Annotated in this window: 22 protein-coding genes; 10 read left to right on the top strand and 12 right to left on the bottom strand. The window is 40.3% G+C overall.

Annotated elements, in window-relative coordinates:
* Window positions 1-5: 5 nt before the first annotated feature.
* Together ATK78_RS02395 and ATK78_RS02390 are read right to left on the bottom strand one after the other, a co-directional pair.
* Entirely contained in the window at window positions 6-2,069 is a 2,064-nt protein-coding gene (locus ATK78_RS02395; protein WP_133574456.1) for a S8 family serine peptidase, read from the bottom strand.
* Complete coding sequence (locus ATK78_RS02390; protein ID WP_133574455.1) at window positions 2,053-2,409, bottom strand: hypothetical protein; 357 nt, start codon at window positions 2,407-2,409, stop codon at window positions 2,053-2,055. Before ATK78_RS02390 ends, ATK78_RS02395 begins: the two co-directional genes overlap by 17 nt.
* A 282-nt stretch (window positions 2,410-2,691) precedes the next feature.
* Here ATK78_RS02390 and ATK78_RS02385 point away from each other — a divergent pair, with 282 nt between their 5' ends.
* The 4 genes from ATK78_RS02385 (at window position 2,692) to ATK78_RS02370 (ending at window position 5,417) form a co-directional block, all read left to right on the top strand.
* Entirely contained in the window at window positions 2,692-3,219 is a 528-nt protein-coding gene (locus ATK78_RS02385) for a hypothetical protein (RefSeq protein ID WP_133574454.1), read from the top strand.
* Window positions 3,219-3,878, top strand: a complete 660-nt coding sequence (locus tag ATK78_RS02380) for a hypothetical protein (RefSeq protein ID WP_133574453.1) — start codon at window positions 3,219-3,221, stop codon at window positions 3,876-3,878. The genes ATK78_RS02385 and ATK78_RS02380 overlap by 1 nt, the downstream gene beginning before the upstream one ends.
* Window positions 3,842-4,645, top strand: coding sequence for a sensor histidine kinase (locus ATK78_RS02375; protein ID WP_133574452.1), 804 nt, complete (start codon window positions 3,842-3,844; stop codon window positions 4,643-4,645). Before ATK78_RS02380 ends, ATK78_RS02375 begins: the two co-directional genes overlap by 37 nt.
* Before the next feature lie 136 nt (window positions 4,646-4,781).
* Window positions 4,782-5,417 carry a response regulator transcription factor gene (locus tag ATK78_RS02370; protein WP_133574451.1) on the top strand — a complete coding sequence of 212 codons (636 nt, stop codon included), beginning with the start codon at window positions 4,782-4,784 and terminating at the stop codon, window positions 5,415-5,417.
* Between the two features lie 69 nt (window positions 5,418-5,486).
* On the opposite strand, the gene ATK78_RS02365 is transcribed toward ATK78_RS02370, so the two are convergent.
* Window positions 5,487-5,834 carry a hypothetical protein gene (locus ATK78_RS02365; RefSeq protein WP_133574450.1) on the bottom strand — a complete coding sequence of 116 codons (348 nt, stop codon included), beginning with the start codon at window positions 5,832-5,834 and terminating at the stop codon, window positions 5,487-5,489.
* 225 nt (window positions 5,835-6,059) lie between these two features.
* Between ATK78_RS02365 and ATK78_RS02360 the strand changes: the two genes are divergently transcribed.
* The gene (locus ATK78_RS02360; RefSeq protein WP_133574449.1) at window positions 6,060-7,337 is read left to right on the top strand and encodes an NAD(P)/FAD-dependent oxidoreductase; all 1,278 of its coding nucleotides are present in this window, start codon (window positions 6,060-6,062) and stop codon (window positions 7,335-7,337) included.
* 54 nt (window positions 7,338-7,391) lie between these two features.
* Here ATK78_RS02360 and ATK78_RS02355 read toward each other — a convergent pair whose 3' ends face one another.
* From ATK78_RS02355 to pxpB, 5 genes are read right to left on the bottom strand one after another with little or no spacing between them, the layout of a single operon-like run.
* Window positions 7,392-7,703 (bottom strand): hypothetical protein, encoded by a 312-nt coding sequence (locus tag ATK78_RS02355; RefSeq protein WP_133574448.1) that lies wholly within the window; start codon window positions 7,701-7,703, stop codon window positions 7,392-7,394.
* Window positions 7,704-7,762: 59 nt separating this feature from the next.
* Complete coding sequence (locus ATK78_RS02350; RefSeq protein ID WP_133574447.1) at window positions 7,763-8,935, bottom strand: NRAMP family divalent metal transporter; 1,173 nt, start codon at window positions 8,933-8,935, stop codon at window positions 7,763-7,765.
* Window positions 8,932-9,711, bottom strand: coding sequence for a LamB/YcsF family protein (locus tag ATK78_RS02345; protein ID WP_133574446.1), 780 nt, complete (start codon window positions 9,709-9,711; stop codon window positions 8,932-8,934). The genes ATK78_RS02350 and ATK78_RS02345 overlap by 4 nt, the downstream gene beginning before the upstream one ends.
* The gene (locus ATK78_RS02340; protein WP_133574445.1) at window positions 9,704-10,660 is read right to left on the bottom strand and encodes a 5-oxoprolinase subunit C family protein; all 957 of its coding nucleotides are present in this window, start codon (window positions 10,658-10,660) and stop codon (window positions 9,704-9,706) included. The genes ATK78_RS02345 and ATK78_RS02340 overlap by 8 nt, the downstream gene beginning before the upstream one ends.
* Window positions 10,650-11,363, bottom strand: a complete 714-nt coding sequence (pxpB, locus tag ATK78_RS02335) for a 5-oxoprolinase subunit PxpB (RefSeq protein WP_133574444.1) — start codon at window positions 11,361-11,363, stop codon at window positions 10,650-10,652. The genes ATK78_RS02340 and pxpB overlap by 11 nt, the downstream gene beginning before the upstream one ends.
* A 100-nt stretch (window positions 11,364-11,463) precedes the next feature.
* On the opposite strand from pxpB, the gene ATK78_RS02330 reads away from it, so the two are divergent.
* Window positions 11,464-13,551 carry a tetratricopeptide repeat-containing sensor histidine kinase gene (locus tag ATK78_RS02330; RefSeq protein ID WP_133574443.1) on the top strand — a complete coding sequence of 696 codons (2,088 nt, stop codon included), beginning with the start codon at window positions 11,464-11,466 and terminating at the stop codon, window positions 13,549-13,551.
* Here ATK78_RS02330 and ATK78_RS02325 read toward each other — a convergent pair whose 3' ends face one another.
* Complete coding sequence (locus ATK78_RS02325; protein WP_133574442.1) at window positions 13,552-14,169, bottom strand: FMN-binding negative transcriptional regulator; 618 nt, start codon at window positions 14,167-14,169, stop codon at window positions 13,552-13,554.
* 59 nt (window positions 14,170-14,228) lie between these two features.
* Between ATK78_RS02325 and ATK78_RS02320 the strand changes: the two genes are divergently transcribed.
* Together ATK78_RS02320 and ATK78_RS02315 are read left to right on the top strand one after the other, a co-directional pair.
* Window positions 14,229-14,597 carry a SpoIIAA family protein gene (locus ATK78_RS02320; protein ID WP_133574441.1) on the top strand — a complete coding sequence of 123 codons (369 nt, stop codon included), beginning with the start codon at window positions 14,229-14,231 and terminating at the stop codon, window positions 14,595-14,597.
* A gap of 2 nt (window positions 14,598-14,599) precedes the next feature.
* Complete coding sequence (locus tag ATK78_RS02315) at window positions 14,600-15,040, top strand: hypothetical protein (RefSeq protein ID WP_133574440.1); 441 nt, start codon at window positions 14,600-14,602, stop codon at window positions 15,038-15,040.
* A gap of 11 nt (window positions 15,041-15,051) precedes the next feature.
* Here the strand turns inward: ATK78_RS02315 and rpiA are convergent, their stop codons facing one another.
* On the bottom strand, window positions 15,052-15,717 hold the full coding sequence (rpiA, locus tag ATK78_RS02310; RefSeq protein ID WP_133574439.1) for a ribose-5-phosphate isomerase RpiA: 666 nt from the start codon (window positions 15,715-15,717) through the stop codon (window positions 15,052-15,054).
* A gap of 39 nt (window positions 15,718-15,756) precedes the next feature.
* Entirely contained in the window at window positions 15,757-17,265 is a 1,509-nt protein-coding gene (locus tag ATK78_RS02305) for a carbon-nitrogen hydrolase family protein (protein ID WP_133574438.1), read from the bottom strand.
* Between the two features lie 180 nt (window positions 17,266-17,445).
* Between ATK78_RS02305 and ATK78_RS02300 the strand changes: the two genes are divergently transcribed.
* On the top strand, window positions 17,446-18,030 hold the full coding sequence (locus ATK78_RS02300) for a YciE/YciF ferroxidase family protein (protein ID WP_133574437.1): 585 nt from the start codon (window positions 17,446-17,448) through the stop codon (window positions 18,028-18,030).
* Window positions 18,031-18,205: 175 nt separating this feature from the next.
* Here ATK78_RS02300 and ATK78_RS02295 read toward each other — a convergent pair whose 3' ends face one another.
* A complete protein-coding gene (locus tag ATK78_RS02295; RefSeq protein ID WP_133574436.1) occupies window positions 18,206-20,779 on the bottom strand; it encodes a DUF5686 and carboxypeptidase-like regulatory domain-containing protein in 2,574 nt (857 codons plus the stop codon).
* A gap of 397 nt (window positions 20,780-21,176) precedes the next feature.
* Here ATK78_RS02295 and ATK78_RS02290 point away from each other — a divergent pair, with 397 nt between their 5' ends.
* On the top strand, window positions 21,177-24,719 hold the full coding sequence (locus ATK78_RS02290) for a response regulator (protein WP_133574435.1): 3,543 nt from the start codon (window positions 21,177-21,179) through the stop codon (window positions 24,717-24,719).
* The last annotated feature ends 39 nt before the right edge of the window (window positions 24,720-24,758 follow it).

The raw sequence follows: 24,758 nt of genomic DNA, 5'->3' as shown, positions 1-24,758 counted from the left end.
ATTAGTTAAACAATTGGGGCAAAAAGGGAGCTTGCCTGCTTTACAGCTTCTCCTGCATTTAAAATTCCATATCCATATTTCTTATTCGGCTTACCCTCTTTAGCTCTTGCTGATTTTCGCAGAATACTCTCAACGTCGTTTCTCGTCAGCGATGGATTTACTGAAAGCATCAATGCTGCAGTTGCAGCAACCATCGGAGCTGCTGCAGATGTTCCAAAAAAACTATCGTCATAGCCACCAGTTGAAAGATTTGTTAAAGTCTGGATACCGGTTCCTGGAGCGCATAGATCTACCTTAGATCCATAATTGCTCCCCCAACCAGATCCATCCCCACTTCCAGAGTATTTAAAATTCCCTTTATGGTCACAAGCTGTAACCGTAATTACCGCATCATAGTCGGCTGGAAACTGAAGATCAGAATTTCCTCCGTAGTTATTCCCGGATGCAAAAACAACAACACATCCTTTTCCATTCCTTCCCCTATTTAACGCATGATCAAGGGCATCGATAATTGTGCTTGAACGTGCAATACCTCCCCAGCTGCAGCTTAAAACATCCGCCCCATGATCTACAGCCCATGTTATACCGTTTGCGATGGCACTGTCGCAGCTTGCACAATACTCGTCATCTTTGAAAACCCGTATGCCCATGATCTTGCATCCGGGAGCGATTCCTGCTATACCTTTGTTGTTATTTGTAGATGCAGCCGCTATACCTGCGCAACTGGTGCCATGAGATACACCAGGCAAAGGCTGTTGTTGTTTATCATCATTTTTTAAAGCATCATATCCTATTACTAACTTTGACTCGCCATTTTTCAGCGTTACATCTAATTCCGGATGTTTATAGTCTACACCGGTATCTATTATTGAAATGATAATGTCAGGAGAACCTTGAGTAATTGCCCACGCAGCTTCTATATTTATATCTTCTCCTGGTGTTCCGCCATTTTGTCCGGTATTTTTTAAAGCCCATTGTGCGTTATACATTGGATCATTGACTGTAGCATATTTATGGTATTCACGTATGAAATCTGGCTGGGCAAATTCAACCATTTCATTTTCATGATATGTATTAGCGAGTTTTATAATTTGTTCTGCCGATTTACCAGCAGATTTAAGGAGATAATAATTGATCCGGCCTTCCATAGCAGAAACCACGGTTACATCATTCCCTAAATTATAATCTTTGATTTCCTGTGGCGTAATCTCTGGCTTAAACTTAACCAGGAGATTTTCAGTTACGGATACGGTTTGACCATCCTTAGTTTTAAATTCTGATGTACCATTACGCGTCAATCCAATCTTTTCATCTCCGGCATAGTAATACAGGTCACCGATGCGGTTTTCTTCAACTACAGTTTGATCACCTGAACCATCCGTTGTTGCTGCTTCTTTGTTCTTTTCTTTAATACGTTCCTCTTCTATACTTGTTTTAAGCTGGTCGCTCTGATTTTTAAGTGCCGCAATCAATCCCTTAAGGTTCTGCTGAAATTCCTTGGCCCAGCTTTCTGTCTCTGCTCTTTTCACTCCATTAAATGCGGCGTGAAATTTAAGAAGGGCATCAACCATGTTTTTAAAACCATCAATGGTAAGCGGGGCGTTTGATAAATACAACACCTGCCAGCTTTGTAAAAATGCATTGCGCATATTCTCCAGATCCATTCCCGTTAGTACAAACCGTACCCAGCTATTAGAAAAACCATAATATTGGTCCAGCAGTAATAATCCACCACCAAAACCAGCCATTATGTAGCCTATATACAGCATGGCTATCGGTGAATTACAAAGCGAAGCGAAGTAGGGCATCAGCGTGCTGCCTATCAATAGAATTATTGAGGTTACACGAATCGTTTTTGACCAACATCCTTTTTTTGCTCTGTACAAATGATACCAGTTAATATCCTTGTTTACCAATTCAATAATTGAGAGGTACAGTTCGTTAAGCTTTTGCTTTGCGATCTGCTCATCCCAGGTATCAAATGGCACATATTTCAATAACAGAAGTTCATTCTTTACGACCTCTCCTCTCCTAAAGCGTTTTGGTAATATGTTAAGCAGGAACTTCATTTTTTTTTATCGGGTAAAAATTGTTTAAGGTATTCCTGGTTTGGATGGCACCTTCAAACAATCCATTGTTATTGCCTTTAAGCGGTCTCCAATCGCCACACTCATTTTGGTGTTCATCCAGATCACGTACCCATACCTGAAGTTTCCAGTTACCGGTAGCCCCTGCAAGGAACATGTAGATCTTCAGCATAGAATCTGCCTGTATATTGGAAACTTTGCCTGAATAGTTACTGCCTTTTTTATCACCAGCATAATCTATATGGGTGTTCATAAAAGTCAGCTGGATATTTCTGACCGTTGCATCGAGCTGAAGCTCATACTTAACATTTACTTTTTGCATCTGAGTTGATTTTAAATAACTATATTTCAGTGTTGGTCTTTGCTGTTATCCAATCATCAATAACAGCAAGACCATACTGAGCTTACACACCTAATTTGTTTGGAACCAATCGCAATTTGCAGATCAGAACCTTACACCATTCCAAAATTGAGGATTAGGAATGGGTTGCGGTATAGTTAAATAGCGGGAATTACCACCGTGTTTTTTACCGGAAATACGTGAAAAACACCCATACAACTTCAGTTAATATTTGATAGTTTTACGGAAACAAACAAACTCATAATGATAAAGAAAACAACAATTCTATTTGCACTTGTCATGGTAGCCATGATGAGCATGCAAGCCTGTAAATCAGACAAAAAACAAACCACTAGCGAAGACAGCACAGCGGTGAATAAATCATTAACGGATACATCAGCATTAGCTATCGACAAATTTGAAACAACAGAAGGCTTTAACCAACCAGTTAGGTATGATTTAGCCGCCAAATGTATGCAAGATTATATCGACTGTGATCCATCTAAATTACCACGAACAAATGGTGTTAAGTTTGAGAAAGTTAAACTATTAAAATGGTTAAATAAATTAGATGATATCGCAAATGTTGACTCTATTGCATTTAGCTTGGGAAAATATGACAAACCGACACTGGATGTATACGCAAATAGAGATTATAAGAAACTAAATAGAATTACAATTTTCATATGCCCTTACTTTAAAGGCGGGCCTGCTTATTTAAAGCCAACAGACTTGATTAAAACAGACAGCGTTAAAGTTGATCCTTACAACCTTGGTGAAATCTATCCATAATGACTTTAAGCATACAACATTACTTTGAATTTTTAAGCTTGCTGACTGCACTTCTGTGCATCGGCAAGCTTAAAAATTCTTTTTTAATCGGGTTTGTACCCTACCTGTTCTATATCCTGGTTATTGAACTTTCCGCTAAATACATACACTTTAACTACAGCCCATCTACCGGATGGATCTATAACATCTCAAACCTCATTTCCCAGGGCTTCTATGCATTTATCATCTATAACTTTTCGACATTAACAAGCCACAAGAAGGCAATAAAAATACTGGCAATTGGCTATATCCTGTTTGCGTTAATTTACTTCGCATTCACCTCTTTTACCATATTAAACAACAATATCATTTCCATTGGCGGTATTTTCCAGGTCACATTCGCCTGTCTTTATTTCTATGAATATCTAAAAACAGATACCTTATCCAACGAAAGGCACAATGTATCCGGTATACTGATTGCGTTCTCACTCCTGCTATTCTATGCCGGAATCACCATCTGCCTCGCACTCTATAATTATATCCAACTGCACAATCTTACTTTATTTGATACCCCATTGTATAGGCTAATCCCCAGGTATCTGAGTATCATTTTGTATACTACAATTTCTATTGCCCTTATTTTATGGAAGAAGCCGATAAAGAAATCATCATCGCAATAGTAATTGCAACGACTGTAATCCTCATTCTTTCAGTATTTACCGTCCTCTTTTTCATGATCTTTGTCCGTAAAAAGAAGATCCTGAATAAAAAGAGAGATGAACTTGCCGAAAACTATGAGAAACAACTGCTGCAAACCAAACTGGAGATTCAGGAGCAGACCCTGAATAACATCAGCAGGGAAATTCATGATAACATCGGACAGGTTTTATCCTTTGTAAAATTATCCCTGGGTACTGCTGCTAAATTAAATACCGAAGATAAACAACTTAAAATTGAAGAAAGTGTGAACCTGGTTTCTGAAGTGATCAACGACCTGCGGGACCTTTCTAAAAGTTTAAGCTTTGAAAAAATAAAGAAAGAAGGCTTGAATAAGGCGATTGCCGATGAGGTTGGGCGAATTAACCGAAGTGGGATCATTGAAACAACGCTCACCGTAAATGGTACACCATATGGCTTTAACGCTCAAAATGATTTAATCATTTATAGGATTTTCCAGGAGATCATTAATAATTCTCTTAAACATGCTGAATCCAATACATTGATAATAAATTTGAACTATTCCTTTAATTTATTTACCTTAACTGTTAGCGATAATGGAAAAGGATTTGACGCTTCAAACCTGAATTCTGAAGGTTCGGGCTTGTTAAACATGCGGCAGCGTGCAGAGTTGATCAATGCAGTTATTGAAGTGAACAGCAGGCCTGGAAAAGGCTGCAAAACAATTTTAGTGATGGAGATTAATCCAGAAAAATTAGAATTAAACTAACATAAGTACAAGTGTGACGGTCACATATATAAGATAAAACTAAAGTTGAGAATCTAAAGTTAGCGCTGTCCCATTAGGTGCATTAAAGACTATCAAAAAAGAGAATTTCAAAACCATAAAAACCAATTATACTCCAATGAATAAGATAACCCTGTCCCTTGTTGATGATCATCGTCTTTTCAGACAGGGTATTGCATCGCTGATCGCTACCTTTCCGGAATATGAAGTGCTGTTTGAAGCCGGAAGCGGTGAAGAGTTCTGCAAAAAGATCAGTCCGAAGTTTAAACCTCAAATCGTACTGTTAGACTTGAATATGCCGGTAATGGGCGGCCATCAAACCTCCGAATGGATCAAAGAACATTACCCGGATGTACATGTGATTGTACTCTCCATGATGGATGATGCTGAATCTGTTCTGTCTCTGATAAAAACCGGTGTTAAAGGTTATTTACTTAAGGATTCTGAACCTTCAGAGTTTAAAGCTGCACTGGATGCCGTTGCCGGAAACAATGTTTACTTCCCTCCTTTTGTATCACGCTATATGGCAGAGAGTTTTTATAAGCCTTCTGAAGACGTTAAGCTAAATGCACGGGAAAAGGAATTCCTGAAACTGGCGAGCTCTGAGCTTACCTATAAGGAAATTGCTGACAAAATGTTTGTCAGCATGCGAACAGTGGATGGATACCGGGATAACCTGTTTGTAAAGCTTAATGTTAAAAACCGTGTCGGATTGGTCCTGTATGCGATCAAGAATAAACTCATTGAGTTGTAAGGAATCAATTCTCTGATCTACAATCAGCTAAGAGTCACTAAACTGCTTATTGCGTCTAACAGGATTGCGCTATTTAATTGGAGAGGCCAGGTAAACGTAGAACTTGTTATCCCTTACCGGCTGACCAGCAATGGTCAATTCCTGACTCTTACCGTCTCTTCTATTCTTGATGATGAAAGGTTCTTCATTTGTATTAACCGATTCGTATGCCAGTTTTAAACGATCAATGTAAGTATCGGCATCAACTTTCCATTTTTTCTCTTTATACCAAAAATAGGCACTTACATTCCGGGTTGACCCTTTCAATTTGCCATCAAGCCTGATATACTCCGGATTTTTCTCCTTTAATGGAAGAACTGCCTGCTCATAAAATGCTTTGTAGTCGGTATATTCTGGTATTATATTTACTGTACTCATAATCTATTTTCTGCAAAAATACATTATTCCTCGTTTCTTAGCACTAAAGAAAAACAAAATTTGAATTTCCAGTCCCCCATTTCTTAATTATTTATGGATTTAATTTATTTTTTGCGCTTCTGGAACGCCTTCTATAGTTAATATCTTAATATTGCATAGAACTTCAGTGCTGATGTACTTTCTAAGAAAGCTAAAACATTTAAAAAGCTGGATGGTTTATTTAATATGAAGGCATCTGTAAAAAGAGTGATAATTGTAGGCGGTGGTTTTGCCGGACTTAACCTCGCAAAAAAATTAGCAAATAACCAGTACTACCAGGTTGTATTGGTTGATAAGAACAATTATCACTTCTTCCCTCCGTTGTTATATCAGGTTTCTACTGCATTTATTGAAGCCTCCAACATTAGCTATCCCTTTCGGAGAATGTTCCAGGAAAAAGCAAATCTCAGCTATTTCATGGGCCATTTATTAAACATAGATACACAAGACAACAGTATTGAAACCGACAGCGGAACGCTAAAATATGACTATCTCGTTCTGGGCATGGGTACAGAAACCAATTATTTTGGGATGGAAAATGTAAAGGAACATGCCTTACCAATGAAAACCATTGATGATGCGCTGCATTTAAGAAACCATGTCCTTTTACAACTGGAAGAAGCAACACGCTCTACAAGCATCCGTGAGAAAGAAAGACTTGGAAATATTGTAATTGCAGGCGGAGGCCCAACCGGTGTGGAAATTGCTGGTATGATGGCTGAAATGGGCGCAAATATTGGTGCAAAGGATTATCCGACCGCACAACGCGGAACCGGTAATATCTATTTGGTGGATGGTGGTGAATCCCTGCTCGGACCCATGAGCAAAAAATCGCAGGAGGAAGCCCTTAAAGTTTTGCTTAAGCTTGGGGTAAAAGTACAGCTGAATACCTTGGTTAAGGACTATGTAGACGATAAAGTAATTTTGAATAATGGAGAAGCCATCAATTCTGCAACACTGATCTGGGCATCAGGGGTAGTTGCCAGGGAGGCTCCCGGTTTACCAGCCGATTCAATTACCCGTGGCAGAAGAATCCTCGTTGATGAATATAATAAGGTTAAGGGAACTGAAAATATCTTCGCAATTGGCGATCAGAGTTTCCAAAATACCGACGTAGACTTTCCAAACGGACATCCTCAGCTGGCCCAGGTAGCGATACAGCAAGGTAAATTGCTGGCACATAACCTCGTTAACATCGCTGAAGGTATGCCTTTAAAAGCTTTTAAATATAACAATAAGGGAAGTATGGCCATTATTGCCAAATATAAGGCAGTGGTAGATTTGCCTAAAAAAGGTTTCTTTAAAGGCTTCTTTGCCTGGATTGTATGGTTATTTATCCACATCATTCCCATTGCCGGCTTTAGAAATAAAGGTAAACTTGCATTTAACTGGTTCTGGAGCTTTGTAACGAATGATCCGACACTAAGATTAATTATTCGGCCAGGACAAAAAAGACACGATTAGTCATTTTTCAATTCCGCGTTCTGCATCCTCAATAGCAGTTATTTACAGCCAGAATCAGATTTCTGGCTGCGTTTCCTTTGATGCAAAAATTAATACATCAACTTCCTCTTCAAATTCATCCACCGAAATTGTTCCTATATACTGGCCCTGCGATTCTATATGAAGGTCTGGTCCAAACTTAAACAACTTTAAACGGCCAGCAAACAACCTGCTGACATCAGGATCTTCTATAGATCTTTTCACCTGAAGTAAATACTCCCTACGGCATACCAATAAATTGTCATCTTTATAAACACACAATATGATGCGTCTTCCAGCTTGCTCAATGCTAAAGATATAGCCACTGCTTAATTCCCAGTTTTTCATATTATATACAACAAAAAATTATAAGTTAATACAATATAACTATAAATTCTTAAATATTTTTATAAATTTATTAAAACTTTTCCACTCATGTAAGTCATCACGCAAACCACCAGAATCCCAAAAATGGTTAGCCAAAGCGGATGCTTATAATCACCTACGATCCTCGTTTTATATGCTGCGAATAAAATGGTTGCCAAAGTGATGGGCAAAATGAAGCCATTGACTACGCCAGCCATGATCAATACTTTGATTGGCCGCCCCACCAGGATAAAGATCAGTGTTGAAGCCAGTATAAAGCCAATAATAAATTTATTCTCATTCTTTTCAATTTTAGGACTAAAGGATTTGATAAAGGAAACGGAAGTATAAGCCGATCCAATGACCGATGTGATGGCTGCTGAGAACATAACCAGGCCAAAAAGCCGGTAACCCAAATTTCCGGCAGCAAGCTGAAACACAGATGCCGTTGGATTATCTGCGGCAATACTCAGTCCTTTCGCAACCACACCCAACGAAGCAAGGAATAAGAAGATCCGTACAATAGAAGCTACAGAGATTCCCATTACAGCACTTTTGCTCACTTCTGGCAAGGCTTCTTTTCCCTTGATACCTGCATCTAATAAACGGTGACCACCGGAGAACGTGATATAACCACCTACAGTACCTCCAACAAGCGTTACAATGGTCATCAGATCTATTTTTAAAGGAACTACGGTTCTTAGTGCCGCTTCAGCAATAGGTGGTGCCGAGCTTATGGCGATGTAAATGATGGCAATGATCATGATAAAACCCATAGCCTGTGCAAAGCGGTCCATGGCTTTACCCGCTTCTTTGATCAGGAAGATTGCAATGGCCATTAAGGCCGATAGCACCGCTCCTGTTGTTACGGAAATTCCGGTTAGTGCCTCTAGTCCAAGTCCGGAACCTGCAATGTTACCGATGTTGAAAGCCAGTCCGCCCAAAATAATAAGCAGTGAAATGAAACTGCCCAATCCGGGTAACAGTAAATTCGCAATATCCGGTGCCCGCTTTTCTGAAATTGCAATGATCCGCCAGATATTAAGCTGTACACCCATATCTATGATAATAGACGTTAGGATCACGAATCCAAAACTTGCACCAAGGGATTGGGTAAATACGGTAGTCTGGGTTAAAAAACCAGGTCCGATTGCTGACGTGGCCATCAGGAATGCCGCTCCTGCTATGGCTGTTCTGTTATTTTTTATTTTCATTGCTGCTTAGGACTAAAAGCCTTTATTTGAATTCCTTCCTGCTGAAAGGCAGCGTAAATCTGCTGTGCAAATTCAACTGCAAATTTACCATCACCATGTATACAGATGGTATCTGCCTGAATAAAAACCGGCACGCCCTGCTCAGATTGAACATTTCCATCTTTTATCATTCGGATGACCTGTGAAATGGCCGTATGATGGTCAGTGATCAGTGCATTAGCCGATCTTCTGGGAGTCAGGCTTCCATCCTGCTGGTAGGTACGGTCGGCAAAAACCTCGTTGGCTACATTTAACCCGGCATTTATTCCTGAACGAATCAGTTCACTGCCCGAAAGGCCATAAAGGACCAGGTTCGGATCAATATTATAAACCGCTTCAGCTATGGCGTCAGAAAGCTCTTTGTTCTTTGCAGCCATGTTGTATAGTGCACCATGTGGCTTAACGTGTTTTAACCTACCGCCTTCAGTTTGAACAAATGCATTTAAAGCCCCGGTTTGATAGACAACCAGGTCGTACGCTTCTTCCGGAGAAATAGCCAGTTCCCTTCTGCCAAATCCCTGGAGGTCTGGCAAACCCGGATGTGCGCCTATAGCCAATCCATGCTTAAGGGCTAACCGAACCGTTCTCTTCATCACCGATGGATCACCTGCATGAAAGCCACATGCAATATTTACAGAAGAGACAAAGGGCATGATCGCTTCATCATTCCCCATATCATAAGCGCCAAAGCCCTCTCCCATATCGCAATTCAGGTCTGCCGTAAAAGTCTTATTCATATTTAAATGCGATGGTTTGTTTAAGTTGTTTAAGCTGTTGCTCCCGCAGGATCAGCAATTCATGTGCCCTGGCTAAGGTAATTAATTCGAATTTAAATACATCACCCGGCCTCATTTGTGCCAGCAGTGTAAGGTCACAGCTAATGACCTGCGCGATTCTTGGATAACCACCAGTGGTTTGATGATCAGCCATCAGAATAATTGGATCACCTTGTGCCGGAACCTGTATCGTACCAAAAGTGACTGCAGAAGAAAGCAGATCCTGGCTGGCCGTCCACTTTAGCTGCTGTCCTTCCAGGCGATAGCCCATGCGGTCGGCAGCGGTGCTGATCCTAAATTCGGATGTAAAAAATGCAGCAATACTTTCTTCACTGAAAAGATTGATCTCCGGCCCTTCAATAACCCGTATGGCCCGTGTTTTCAGATCTGGATAGAGTTTCAGATCTGCTTTCCAGTTGATCTTTCCTGAAGATGGCTGGTTATTCCGTTTAAAGGATAAAGTATCTCCGGTTTTTAGTGCCCTTCCTTCATGGCCACCAAATTTTCCATTCAGATAGGTAGCATAACTGTTCAGCACAAGCGGGATATCAAAGCCGCCGGATACGGCTAAATAGCTTCGGCAGCCGTCAATGGGTTTTCCAAAAGACAATGTTGATCCTTTAGCTATCCGTAATGGGCGCCACATTCCTACCGGCATGCCGTCAATGGCCGGCGACAGATCAGCACCGGTTATTGCTATCCGCTGATCAGCTTCAAAGAAAAGTGATGGACCCAGCAACGTGATTTCCAAACCTGCTTCAGATTCAGCATTACCGACTAAGAGATTACCGATCCGTAAGGCGAGCAGATCCATAGCGCCGCTTACCACAATACCGTCCTTTTGGTAACCAAACCTTCCCAAGTCTTGTATGGTGCTTAATAAACCACCTTTAAGCACTTTAATGCCCATTTTCTTTTTTTATTTGAATGAATTCCTGTTCTGTAACCGAAATGAACCGAATGCGGTCGCCAGCTTTTAACAATGCAGGAACCTCCCTGTCAATATTAAACAATTGCAATGGAGTTTGTCCGATGATCTGCCATCCTCCCGGTGTTTCTATCGGATAAATCCCGGTTTGCTTACCTGCAATCCCTACAGAGCCTGCTGGGATTAACGCCCTGGGTGTTTCTTTTCGCGGGGTAGCAATGCGCTCGTCCATCCCGCCTAAATATGGAAAACCCGGTGCAAAACCGATCATGTAAACCAGGTATTCTGCAGCATGGTGAATGCGGATCACTTCAGCTGTTGTCAGCTGGCATTGCCTGGCTACAACATCGAGGTCAGGACCATAATGACCACCATATAAAACAGGGATCTCTATTGGGCTACGCGCTGTAATTTCATCTTCTTCACCAATACCAGAGATCATTTCGTCCAGCATTTCTTCCAGTTTATCATAATTGATCACCCAGGGTTCATAATAGACGGTGATTGTGGTAAAGGCAGGAACATAATCTACAAAGCCTTCAAAAGTGTATTCATCCAGCCATTCACAGATTAACCGGATCCTGGTATTGATGGAGACAGAGATCTCCCTGCCAAACTCCAGCACAATTGCAGAATCACCAAGCGGGAAACACTGATAATCGGCAGAATTAATTTTTGGAATCATTATTATCCGGATAAAATCGAAGAAACATATTGAAAATATATACTGTTTTGCCGTATTTAAAGATGCTAGTTAATCAAAATATTTATAATTTTATAAACTGATGATGCTTAGGACGCTCGTATTTGGTATTTTAATTATTTTTATTTCGTCTTCAGCTTATGCAGAAGCTGTCCCTGGTCATATATTGCTTAAAAAATGGAATGCTTTAGCGCAGCAAAATAAAAATGTTGCTGATACTGCCCGTGTAAATTTGCTGAACGCCCTTGCTGCTTCCTACTATCAATTGAATCCGGACTCCTCCTTATTGTTTGGAAATAAAGCATTGGCAATGGCCATTAAGGTCAGCTATTCCATTGGAGAGACCCGTGCCCTGGCCAATATTTCCAAAACGCAGTACATCAAAGGAAACTACACGGAATCTTTAAAAGCAAGTATAAAAGCACTGGCCATAAGTAAGAAAAATAAGGATCTGGAGGGACAGGCAAATGCCTACAATGGAATTGGGCTCATCTACATGTCACAGGATAAGATCGTTTCTGCCCTGGAACATTTTGAGATGGCTGCAAAATTAAATATCCGGCTAAAAAACACGTTTCGGTTAGCCGCAAATTATGTGAACATTGGCATTTGTTACGACCAGATCAATCAACTGGACCGGGCTATTGATGCCTTAATTCGCTGCATCGCCATCAGCAATCCAAACAAGCATTATAAAATGGTTGCCATGGCAAAAAACAGGCTTGGTGACATTTATTTTAAAAAGAAAGATTATAACCAGGCCATAATCTATCATAGGGCCGTATTGGAAAGCCGCGATTTTCAGGACGACTGGGAAAATAGTTTTGCTTATTCCGGACTCGCGAATGCCTATTACCAGCAGGGCGCTTATGATCTGGGTATAGAGGCGGGTAAAAAAGGTCTTATTTTGGCGCAGGCATTAAATACCAAATGGGACATTGAGCGCTCCTTAAAAATTCTGAGCGCTTGCTATGCTGCCGTAAGTAATTATAAAGAGGCCTACAAATATCTTTCTCTGCACAAAATATACAGTGATAGCCTGCTGAATGAAACGAAAGAAAATGAGATCAACGGGCTGCACCTAAAGCAGCAGCAGGTAGAAAACCGTGAACTCATTAAGAAGAACCAGATCAACCAGCAGCAGATCAGCATCAATAAAATGGTCATTGTAATCATTGCGTTGATTGCCATCTCATTGATTATAATTAGTACAATTGTATATTGGAGTTCCTTAAAGGTATTTAGGCTAAACAAGTCCCTTAAAAAGAACACTGAAGATATTGCTGCTCAGAAAGATCAGATTACTGCGCAAAATATCGAATTATCGGAACTCAACAATACCAAGGATCAGCTGTTTTCTGTGATTGGCCATGATTTGAGAGGTCCCTTTGCTTCTATTTTAGGAATGCAGGAACTGATTCGTTCTAATGACCTTAGTCATGAAGAGATGGGTTATATTTTTAACAAGTTCTTTGATAAGATAAGCGTTACTACAGCCATGCTGGATAACCTATTGGTTTGGGCAAACAGTCAGCAGAGGGGTATCGTAACCAGACCTGCCCCTATTGAGCTGGCAGATTATATTGATCAGCTGCTAAACGTACTTAACTTCCTCGCTGCAGAAAAAAAGATCAGCATCATCCACACCAGAAAACCAGATACGCTTATTTATGCCGATCCGGATCATATCCGGATTATCTTCCAAAACATCATCAGCAATGCCATTAAATTTACCGGTGAACCTGGTGCCATCAATATATTTTATGAAGTATCCCCCACATGTGTAATGATCCACGTAAAAGATAATGGCGTAGGGATGTCTGCATTAAAACTCAAACAGCTGTTTCATGTTGCCGGAAAAGACATCTCTTCTTACGGCACCAAAAACGAAAAAGGTGTAGGTATTGGACTCCTGCTGGTTAAAAAATTCGTTGACGAGAATACTTCGGGCTTTAATGGTAATTTTGATACCGCCAAAAGTAAAAAGAACGTCGGGAACGAGAACGTTGAAAATATTGAGAACGTTGAGAGCGTTGAGAGCGTTGAGAGCGTTGAGAGCGTCGAGAACGTTAACAATCCTGCAACGGTTAACTCCAATACCGCGCTAACCGTTTTAAGTGAGGAAGGACTTGGCACTGAATTTATAATTACCTTTAAAAGACCAGTTTAATTAGGATTTCTTCATTTCTTTCTCCATATATCCTGCCAGCTGACGCTCCACATCGTAGTCACTGCCGTTTAGTGCCTGAATGATTCTCTGCTTTTCTGCTTCAGTCTTATTCTGACTCAGCTTCTTACTGGCCTGAAAAGACGTGACCTCGATTTCAAAGGCCACTATTCCATGAAGCATTTTAGTTTTAAACTCCATGGAAAGGTTATTCCACTGATCCATATAGCCGGCTTCATAGTAGTTAATGGTCTGCTCTATGATTGCCAATGCCTGTTCTTGTGCGGTAACTAATGTCGCCTTGCCATACGCATGTACAGCCACATAATTCCAGGTGGGCACGCTCTGTTCTTTATCGTAATGTTTTGTTGAGATATAGGCATGTGGTTCTGCAAAGACGACCAGCACTTCCGAATCTGTTAACGCAGACCACTGTGGATTTGCCTTTGCGAAGTGAGACGTCAGGATAGTTTTCCCATCTCTTCTGCTGGTTACAAATGGCAAATGGCTTGCATCCGGATGTTCTCCTTTAGCAGTAATGATGGTTGCAAAACTATAGGTACTGATGAAATCTATAATTTCCTCTTCATCCGTAGCTAAATTTATCTTAGAAATATACATAGCGTTAATATAAACATAAATTGAAAAACGGTGTTATACAATTAAGTAATTATAAATATATGCTGACAGTTATTGAAAACCTACCCGATTATGTATTTGGAGTAAAAGCAACCGGAGAAGTTACAGAAGTTGATCTTAAAGACGTACTGCTTCCTGGCCTCGCTGCATTGGCTGACAAATATGGAGAAATCTATTACCTGCTTTTGCTGGATACTAAAGTGGAGAACTTTACACCCGGTGCCTGGATCCAGGATGCAATTGCTGGTGTTAAGCACCTGACCAAGTGGAAGAAAATGGCCATTGTGACTGATCAAAAAGCAGTAGAGAACTTTACAGATATATTTAGTTACGTTACCCCGGGAGAAGCAAAGGGTTTCTCTATAGCCGAAATAAACGCGGCCATTACCTGGGTAAGCCTTAAATCATAATTATGAGCAAATTAAAAAACCTGGTTGCCGGTTTAGCTGGTGCCATCGCATTAAATATCCTTCACGAAACTTTAAGGCATAAAAAAGACGACGTTCCCAGAATTGATCTCCTGGGTGAAGATGCTTTACAAAAGGTATTGCGCCATTTTAGCGTGAGTATTGGTAATAAAGATGATCTATATAAAGCTACCCTTGCCGGAGACGTAATCGGTAATGCATTTTACTACAGCTTAATTGGTACTGGTGGTGCCGGTTACATTTGGCCAAAAGCATTGGTACTGGGTATTGGTGCCGGAATTGGGGCAGTTACTTTACCTGAACCTTTGGGACTGGATGACGAGCCGGTTACTAAAACCGATCAGGTAAAGGTCTTAACCGTTGGCTATTATGTTTTTGGCGCATTGGTTACTGCTACTGTACTTAAGCTGCTCAGCAGAAAATAGTTTGAGTATTTCTATTGGTACGTAATTACTTCAGATCCCTTTCCCATGATCACCATGGTACTGAGGTTGATGAATAATCCATGTGCCAGAATGCCCTCTATTTGATTTAACCGCTCAGCAAGTACAGCTGCATCTGTAAATAAGCCGAAATCCGCATCCAAAATATAATTGCCATTATCGGTACGATATAAAGAATCACCATCTTTTCGGAGTTCTGAAATCCCATCTAATCTTTTCAGCTGCTCCTTTACATAGCTTGAGGCGAGTGGAACCACTTCTATGGGAACTTTAAATTTACCGAGCTGGTCTACCTTCTTAGCAGAATCTGCAATGATGATCTCTTTTTTACTCAAAGAGGCTACGATCTTTTCACGAAACAATGCACCTCCGCCGCCTTTGATTAGCTGAAGCTGCTCGTTAAATTCGTCAGCCCCATCAATGGTGATGTCTATGTACTGAACGTCTTCGATATTCAGCAGCTCAATCCCCATTGAAACAGCCAGTGATTCCGTTTTTTTAGACGTAGCAACTGCCTTGATCTTTAATCCGTTCTTAACGAGATCAGCAATGGCGGCTATTGCAAAATAAGCTGTGGAACCTGTTCCAAGTCCCACAACATCATGCTGAAGGATCATTTTCACTGCTGCATTCGCGGCGTTTTGCTTTTCTAAATCCATTTGTAATTTGTACTGCTTATTTTAACCGTAAAGTTATACTTATTTAAGTAATCTAACTTCATACAGATCTTTACGTCTGTCTTTTAAGATCTTTACCGTTCCAAAATGGTGCAGTTCATCCAGCAGGTGCAGATCCACATCAACCACCAGCATCATTTCTGTATTTGGTGTAGTTTCTGCTTTAACCGCATTGGTTGGGAAAGCGAAATCTGATGGTGTAAATACGGCAGATTGCGCAAACTGGATATCCATATTGTTTACCTTAGGCAAATTACCTACACAGCCCGCAATGGCTACATAGCATTCATTCTCTATTGCCCTGGCCTGCGCACATCGCCTAACCCGGGTATATCCATTTTGTGTATCGGTAAGGAAAGGCACGAACAAGATCTGCATCCCCTGGTCGGCATAGATGCGGCTCAATTCGGGGAATTCCACATCGTAGCAGATCAGGATTCCTATTTTACCACAATCGGTATCAAATACCTTGATCTTATCTCCGCCCACCATTCCATAATATTTCTGCTCGTTCGGTGTAATGTGAATCTTACGGTACTCTTCTGTTTTACCGCTCCGGTGACATAGGTAGGTTGCATTGTATAGTTTATTATTTTCCAGGATTGGCATACTGCCTGAAATGATATTTACATTATAAGAAACAGCATACTGATGCATCCTGGCTACAATCTCTTCGGTTAACTCGGCAAGCTTACGCATGGCTTCCATTTCCGGAAGATGGTTATAAGGCTGAAGAAGCGGTGTATTGAAAAATTCAGGGAACATGATAAAATCGGACTTGTATCCGCTTACCGCATCCACAAAGAATTCCACCTGTTCATAGAAACTGTCCATATCGGGAAAAAGACGCATTTGCCATTGTACCAGGCCGATCCGGATTGTTTTTGCAGAACGTGCAGATGCATCAACACCCTGGTAATAAATATTGTTCCACTCAATGAGTGTTGCAAACTCTTTAGATTCGTGATCTCCGGGCAGGTAATTTTTCAATACCTTACGTACGTGAAAATCGTTAGAGATTTGAAACGTAAGCGTTGGATCATATAATTCTTTAGCCTTTACCTTATCAATATATTGCCTCGGACTTAACGTATCTGCATGGGCATGATAACCTGGTATCCTGCCGCCGGCAATGATGCTTTTAAGGTTAAGGCTTTCACACAGTTCTTTCCTGGCTTCATATAACCTGCGGCCTAAGCGTAAACCCCGGTATTCTGGTGATACAAATATTTCAATACCATATAAGGTATCTCCCGTAGGATCATGTGTAGAAAAAGTATAGGCACCGGTAATGAGCTGGTAGGTATGCTTATCACCATATTCATCATAATCAACAATGATGGCCAGAGAACAAGCCACTACCTTATCATCTACAGCGATGCACAACTGACCCTCCGGAAATAATTTGAGCAGCTTTGCGATGGTCTGCTTGCTCCATATTTGTCCGCCAAGCGTATCATAGGCCTGTTCCATAGATTCTTTAAGATCGCTATAATCTTCTAGGGTAAGTTTTCTTGTCTCAATGTTCATATTGTAATTATTTAAATGTTATCACACATAAATAGTGCCTAAGCGCAATTTTAACGGAATATAATTCGCTTTAATTCCTGTGGTGATTATGCTGCTTAATAAAATAAAAAAAACCAAAACCATTCCCGGTGCTTATGGTTCTATACTTGAAAAACATCTTAACCTATAAAAAAAAATATTATGGCAACTACAACAAAATCAAGCAGCACCAAGACTGCTCCTAAAACAACTAAAGCATCAACAAAACCAACAGGTAAAACTGGAAAAATGGAAGATTCTGAATTTCATGAGTTTTTTGTTGATGAGCTAAAAGACATTTACTGGGCAGAAAAACACCTGGTAAAAGCATTGCCAAAAATGAAGAAAGCGGCTACAAGTCCTGAGCTGGCAGCAGCATTTGACAAACATACGCAAGAAACACAAGGTCACATTGACACGTTAGAGCAGGTATTCGCTTTACTTGAAGAAAAGGCAGTAGCTAAGAAATGTGATGCAATGGCTGGTTTACTGGAAGAAGCCAGTGGCATTATCGAAGATACTGAAGACGGTACTATGATCCGCGATGCAGGATTGATCCTGGCTGCACAGAAAGTAGAGCACTATGAAATTGCCACTTACGGTACATTAAAAACATTTGCTGAGTTAATGGGACATACCCAGGTAGTTGACCTGTTAACCCAAACTTTAGAAAATGAGAAAGCTACGGATGTTGCACTTACCGTATGTGCTGAAAGCTTCATTAACCAACAAGCAGCAGCAGAGTAATTCTTATAAATGGTATAGTTATCAATGCAAGGCCTCGAAGCTAACTGCAAAGCCCCTGTAAGCTAAAACTTATAGGGGCTTCTTTTTATTGAAAAAACCTAACGACAGATTTCTGCACATGCCCGGGGGGCCGCATATTCTTTTGGCTATAGGTTAAAAATCAAACTTAAACCGCTTAAAAATCAAACTTAAATCTTGCGCGGACACCCCATTCAGAAACCAATGGATGATCCAGGTAACTAAAACGCCTAACTACATCTACACGCAGTACCTTAAATATATTTCCTACCCCTACACTGCCTTCTATATAAGGTCCGCTGTTTAACGCATTGGTAATTGAGGCGCCAGAATCATTTTTTACAAACTGCATCGCTGCTGAATTTACATTCGGATTGTTCTCGTCACGCAAACCACCGTACAAGCCCTTAAATGACATCACCTCCCTTAGTTTTAATTTACTAAGCAATGGTATTTTATTAAAGAAGAAACCATTAAAATTGTGATCTATATTGATGCTTGCATAGTGGTCACTTACAAATTCCAGAAAGTTCATCAGGTTATACGAATTTAGCTGGTAGGCATATGTCTGGTTTGCCCGGTGAATATCCAGTAACGGAAAGGGAACTTTACCAAAAATATATCCGCCCTCAACAGTAACATCCGAATATCCAAGCTGTGACAGATAGAAACGTTTATCTATACTTCCCATTAGGTTATGGTAGTTGTACTCCCCGCCTACCAGCCCTTTGATCCCGGCAGTGTAACGAAGGTTAAACGTGGGATATTTATCAATAATTGGTGTACGGTATAATTTACCCTGGTAAAACTTCTCTTTTGGTGCATACCTTAACGCAACGCTAACTTCTGATGTACTGATGTTGTCTATTGTTTTTAACTGGTTATTGCCAGTCAGATTGCTAAAATACAGGGATCCAGCAGGGCTTTGCTCCCACTTGCGAAATCCTACAGCATACGAAAAATGGTTCTGGAATTCATGCACATAGTCTAACCGGTAAAAGTCATTGTACAGCATCATGTTATTTTCACCTCTTTTAAAAGAGAGTAAAAAGTTATCTTCCTGCACAAACTGCAACTCCTGTCCCGGGATCTTTGTATCTCTTTGAAAACTTGCACGAAGATAATTTTGCGGGAAGGAATAAATAGATTTATTATTAAGGGAGTATGTAGCACTCAGAAAATATTTCCATTTTTCATCGTTAAAACCATAAGCAGCATAAGTTTCAAAGAAATAACGTTTACTCAATGCCGTGGTCGTTCTTCCGCCAAGCCGCAAACGAAAACCCTCTACATCATTAAAGCTGTAAAATGTATTTACTGGCCCTACTTCAAATGCACCAAAGTCCTTATAACCGACAAACAGCAGTGTGAACAGGTTCATCGTTCTTCTGAAAGAAGGAATAGACTGGAGCGTATCCAGATTGTTGTACACTTTTGCATTGATCGCATTCAAAGCTTCCGGCCGGTTAATGGCCCAAAATGCTTCTGATTTTTTAGTGGAATCAGGAACCTGTACCAGCGAACTACCGCTGTATACCGTATCATTAAGTGGTTTATTAATGGTATAGTTATTAAACGACACCACTCTTTCTCCCGTAAAGCCAGCTCCTTTGCTCTTAAGAATTCCAAAGTCAACAGTCAGGCTGCTTTTACTCAAATGATAGCGGTTGTCCGGATTTTGCTCAAAATCCAGCTTTGCTTCAAAAGCCCTTACAAAGTTTAGATTAATGTCCTTATTAACGGTTAAGAATGCATTCTGAACCGCATAGTTTCCATCCAGTGTGATGTAGATCTTACCTTCAAAAAGCAGGTCTGCTTTGTTTCTGGGTGTAAATGAAAGCTCTACCAGTTGGGGATTATGGGTTTTGATCGTATCGGTAATGAAATATTTATAAAAACCAGGTGCCCCATCAGAGATTGGACTTAACAGCTGGTTGCTGACCACGGAGATGTTATTGTCATAAATATCTATATCCTGGTACATCCGGTCGAAATACGTGCTCAATCCTTTATTATCAATAAAGCGCTCGTCAAAATTAACCTGTTTATCGGCAACGATGACCGTCTTTAACTTTTCTGGATTCTTACGGAAGTAATTGTCAGACAGTTTTTCCTGCTGAAATACCGGAAGTACATTCTTACCTCCTATTTTGGTTGAATCCTGCTCCTGGAAAAGAAACTGATAATTGCGGAATACACGACGGCTTTTAAATTTGTCTGACAGGTTACTCATCGAAAAGAGCATCCTTTCATATTTCTGATACGATACATAATCATAGCCTTCCATCCGGTTTTTAGATTTATTGGCAATAACATTCCGGATCAGCTCTACTGCAGGGTTGTCTTTATTCTTATATTTTGCCTTTTTACCGGCAGTGATAAATACCTCATCCATCTCCATGCCTTCATTTTGCAGCTGGATGCTGATGGTCTGAGTAACACCGGGCTTTATGGTCCTTACCTGGGATTTATAACCGATATAGCTAAATTTTATTTCGGTGTAACTAACATCCTTTCCGGTAAGGGTAATGCTATAGTTACCATCCACATCTGTTTTACCGCCTTTACCACTACCAGTAATGACAAATGAAACATACGGAAGGGTTTCTTTATTTGAGGCATCTGTAACTGTACCTTTTATTACCGTGTTTTGCGCTATACCTGGCAAAGAAAATGCTTGTAAAGCGAATAGCAATAAAACACTGAGGTACTGAATTTTATATCGTTTCATTAGTAGATTGTGCGTTGTCCGGTTTAATCTTTACATGAACATCAATCATGATTATTCATGCACAAATTAAGGTGGTTAATTTTTTTAAGTTTAAGACTTACTTAACTGGCGCAAAGTTACATTTCAGCATCAATTTTAAACCGGGTTTTAGTCAGCAAATTGTCTGTTGTTGCATGTTATGACACGAAAATGAAAAAAGCAAACCCGATTGTTTATAAGTTCAATTAATTTTTAATAGCACATTAAAATAAACTGTTCTGCTATTTTTTGTGACCTTTACTTATTTGATACTTTTTGAACAAAAAGAATGAATTCTATACCAAACGTAAATGGAATAATTTTGTTAAGTTTGATCATTAACGACTGCATTTAGACCAAATATTTTAGATTTAATACGATGAGGATTTCTTCAAGTGAACAACATGAGCACGATCGGGTAAAGGCTTTAAAAAGTTACCAGATATTGGATTCACTCCCGGAAGAAGAATTTGACCGGCTAACAGAACTGGCGGCACTCATTTGTGATACCCCCATCTCATTGGTTACCCTTCTGGATGAAAACCGGCAGTGGTTTAAGTCCAAAGTTGGACTGGACATTGAAGAAACAGCAAAAGACCTTTCATTTTGTAAATATGCCATCCTGGATAAAAACATCCTTGAGGTTAACGATGCAATTAAAGATGAGCGTTTTAAAAATAACCCTTTTGTAACCGGAGATCCTAACATCCGTTTTTACGCGGGTTACCCCCTGATTGATCACCATGGCTTTGCACTTGGCACGTTGTGCGTGATTGACCAGGTATCAAGAAAACTTACCGATAAACAACACCGTGCGCTGGAATTAATTGGAGAGCAGATCATTTCATTAATTATCCAGAACAGACAAAAAGAAGAGCTTATACACTTCGAAAAAATATTCAATCTATCCAACGACCTCATCTGCATCTCCGGAACTGATGGCTATTTTAAAAAGATCAATCCGGCATTTGAAACCGTTCTGGGATGGGATGAAGAAACCATCATGACCACTTCTCTTTATGACATGGTGCATCCGGACGATCTGGAACAAACTAAGGAAGAAACAGCAAAACTTACTTTAGGCATTCCATCTGTAAATTTTACAAACCGGTTAAAATGTAAAGACGGCAGCTACAAGACCCTGCAATGGAAAGCTACACCCGAAATGCATACTGGTAATCTTTTTGCCGTTGCACGCGATATTACCGAAGACAGGATTAAGGAACTGGAACTGGCCTACAGCGAAAACCAGTTTCGTGCGTTCTTTGAAAATGCCCATGGTATGATGTGTACCCATGACCTGAAAGGCAATGTCTTAACTGCAAATACAGCAAGTGCAAACAGCCTGGGTTACAGTGTTGATGAACTGATCCGCATGAATTTGTTCGATGTGGTCAATGAGAAGTTCCATCCCGATCTTAATACCTATTTAGAACAGATAGAAAAAAACGGAAGAATGAGCGGCGTAATGCACACCACACATAAGGATGGCTCGTTACGGATCTGGCTTTTCAATAATGTACTCGAGAAAAATAAGGAAGGCGAGCCTTATGTAATTGGAAATGCACTGGACATTACGGAACGTCATCAGCTGGAAATGGATTTTAAGAAAACCAAAGAAATGCTGGAGCAAACCAACCGTGTAGCCCGTGTTGGCGGCTGGGAGGTAGACCTCATAAACAATGAAGTATTCTGGTCTACCATTACCAAAGAGATCCATGAAGTACCCGAAGATTATGTTCCAAACATTTCTACCGGTATTAATTTCTACAAAGAAGGCGAAAGCAGGGAGCAGATTGCAAAGGCTGTTGAGCTTGCCATTTCACATGGAACCCCTCACGACCTGGAACTACAGATCATTACGGGTAAGGGCAGGGAAATTTGGGTACGCTCTAAAGGAAATGCAGAGATGAAAGACGGAAAATGTATCCGCATCTATGGAACATTCCAGGACATCAATGAAGTTTGTATTCAAAAAGAAGAATTAACAAACGCTAAATTATTTGCGGAACAAGCCAATATCGCCAAATCAGAATTCCTCGCGAATATGAGCCATGAGATCCGTACCCCTTTAAATGGGGTTATTGGATTTACAGACCTGGTGCTGAAAATGAATTTAAGTGAGACCCAGCAGCAGTACATCACGATTGTAAACCAATCTGCCCAGGCCCTATTAACCATCATCAATGACATTTTAGATTTCTCGAAGATCGAAGCAGGAAAACTGGAACTGGATATTGACAAATGCGATCTTTTTGAACTGGGCAACCAGGCGAGTGACATCATCACCTACCAGGTACAGAATAAATCGCTGGAAATGCTGCTTAATATATCTCCGGACATACCACGTTTTATCTGGACCGACCAGGTACGGTTAAAACAGGTGTTGGTAAATCTATTGGGTAATGCAGCCAAGTTTACAGAGAAGGGCGAGATTGAACTTAAAATAACGAAAGTTAAGGAACTTGAAAATGATGAAGTAACCATCCGTTTCGAAGTTAGAGATACCGGGATCGGAATTAGGCAAGAAAAGCAATTTAAGATCTTTGAAGCTTTTTCTCAGGAAGATGCATCTACCACAAAGAAATACGGAGGCACCGGATTGGGGTTAACGATCTCCAATAAATTACTGGCCCTGATGGACAGCAAACTTCAGCTGTACAGCACCCCGGACCAGGGCAGCGTTTTCTTTTTTAACCTGACCCTTAAGGCCGAACATGGCGACCCTATGGTTTGGCAAAATATTGAATTCATTAAAAAAGTATTGATCGTTGACGATAACAAGAACAACCGGATGATCATGAAACAAATGCTTTCACTTCGTAATATTGATACGGACGAGGCAAAAAATGGATTCGAGGCGCTTCAAATGCTCACCAACGGAAGCAAATATGATGTCGTTTTAATGGACCATCACATGCCATATATGAATGGTTTGGATACCATTAAAAAGATTCGCGAGATCTTTGAAAGTTCAAAGATCCAGCAGCCTACCATCTTGCTTCACAGTTCATCAGACGATGAGCAGGTGATTACAACGTGCAAAGAACTTCATGTAGAACAACGCTTATTAAAGCCCATTAAACTTCATGAGATGTATGATGCATTGTCCAGAATGTTTAAACCAGGAGCCAGTGAGCAAGTTATTGAGGAAGAGATCAAGCCAAATGTAATTACGAAGAACTTTAAGGTCCTGATTGCGGAAGACAACCCAGTGAATATGCTTCTTGCCAAAACCATCATTAAAAGAATAGCTCCCCAGGCCATCATCATTGAAGCCGTAAATGGACTCGAGGCTGTTAAACAATGTTCTATCTTAATGCCGGATATGATTTTTATGGACATTCAAATGCCGGAGATGAACGGTTATGAAGCAACTAAAAAGATTAGGGAGAACTATTCAGAGCACATTCCAATTATAGCCCTGACTGCAGGAAATGTTAAAGGTGAGAAAGAGAAGTGCATTGAGGTGGGAATGGACGATTTTATTGCCAAACCTTTTGTAGAAGAATCTTTGGTATTAATCATTGAGCGGTGGAATAAACCTGTGATCAGGAACTCAATTCCTGACGTTTCTGAAGAAGAGACACATTTTAGTGTTGAAAAGCTGAAGAAGTATTTAGGTGGAAATTTAGCCGATCATAAAACTTTAACAGAAGTTCTAAAACTGACCATTAAGGATTTAAAGGTGCTCAGGGATTTTATAGGTGATGAAAAAAACCTCCATGATACTGCACGCTTGAATGCGATTGGTCATAAGTTGCATGGGACAGCAGTTTCTACCGGACTGGATACCCTGGCTAAATTTTCAAGAAGACTGGAAGAATATCCTGAGCCCGGAAATAATAATCTTGTACCCCTGGTGGATTTTATTGTTAAAGAAATTGATTATTCATTGGAACTGATCGAAAAGCACGTGTAATTAATAGAATAGCAGTCAGCTTTATATCAATTCACTAAT

This window comes from Pedobacter metabolipauper (assembly GCF_004362715.1).
Taxonomy (GTDB): domain Bacteria; phylum Bacteroidota; class Bacteroidia; order Sphingobacteriales; family Sphingobacteriaceae; genus Pedobacter; species Pedobacter metabolipauper.
The sequence above is the reverse complement of the archived record's forward strand: the minus strand, read 5'-3'. Positions and strand labels throughout refer to the sequence as shown.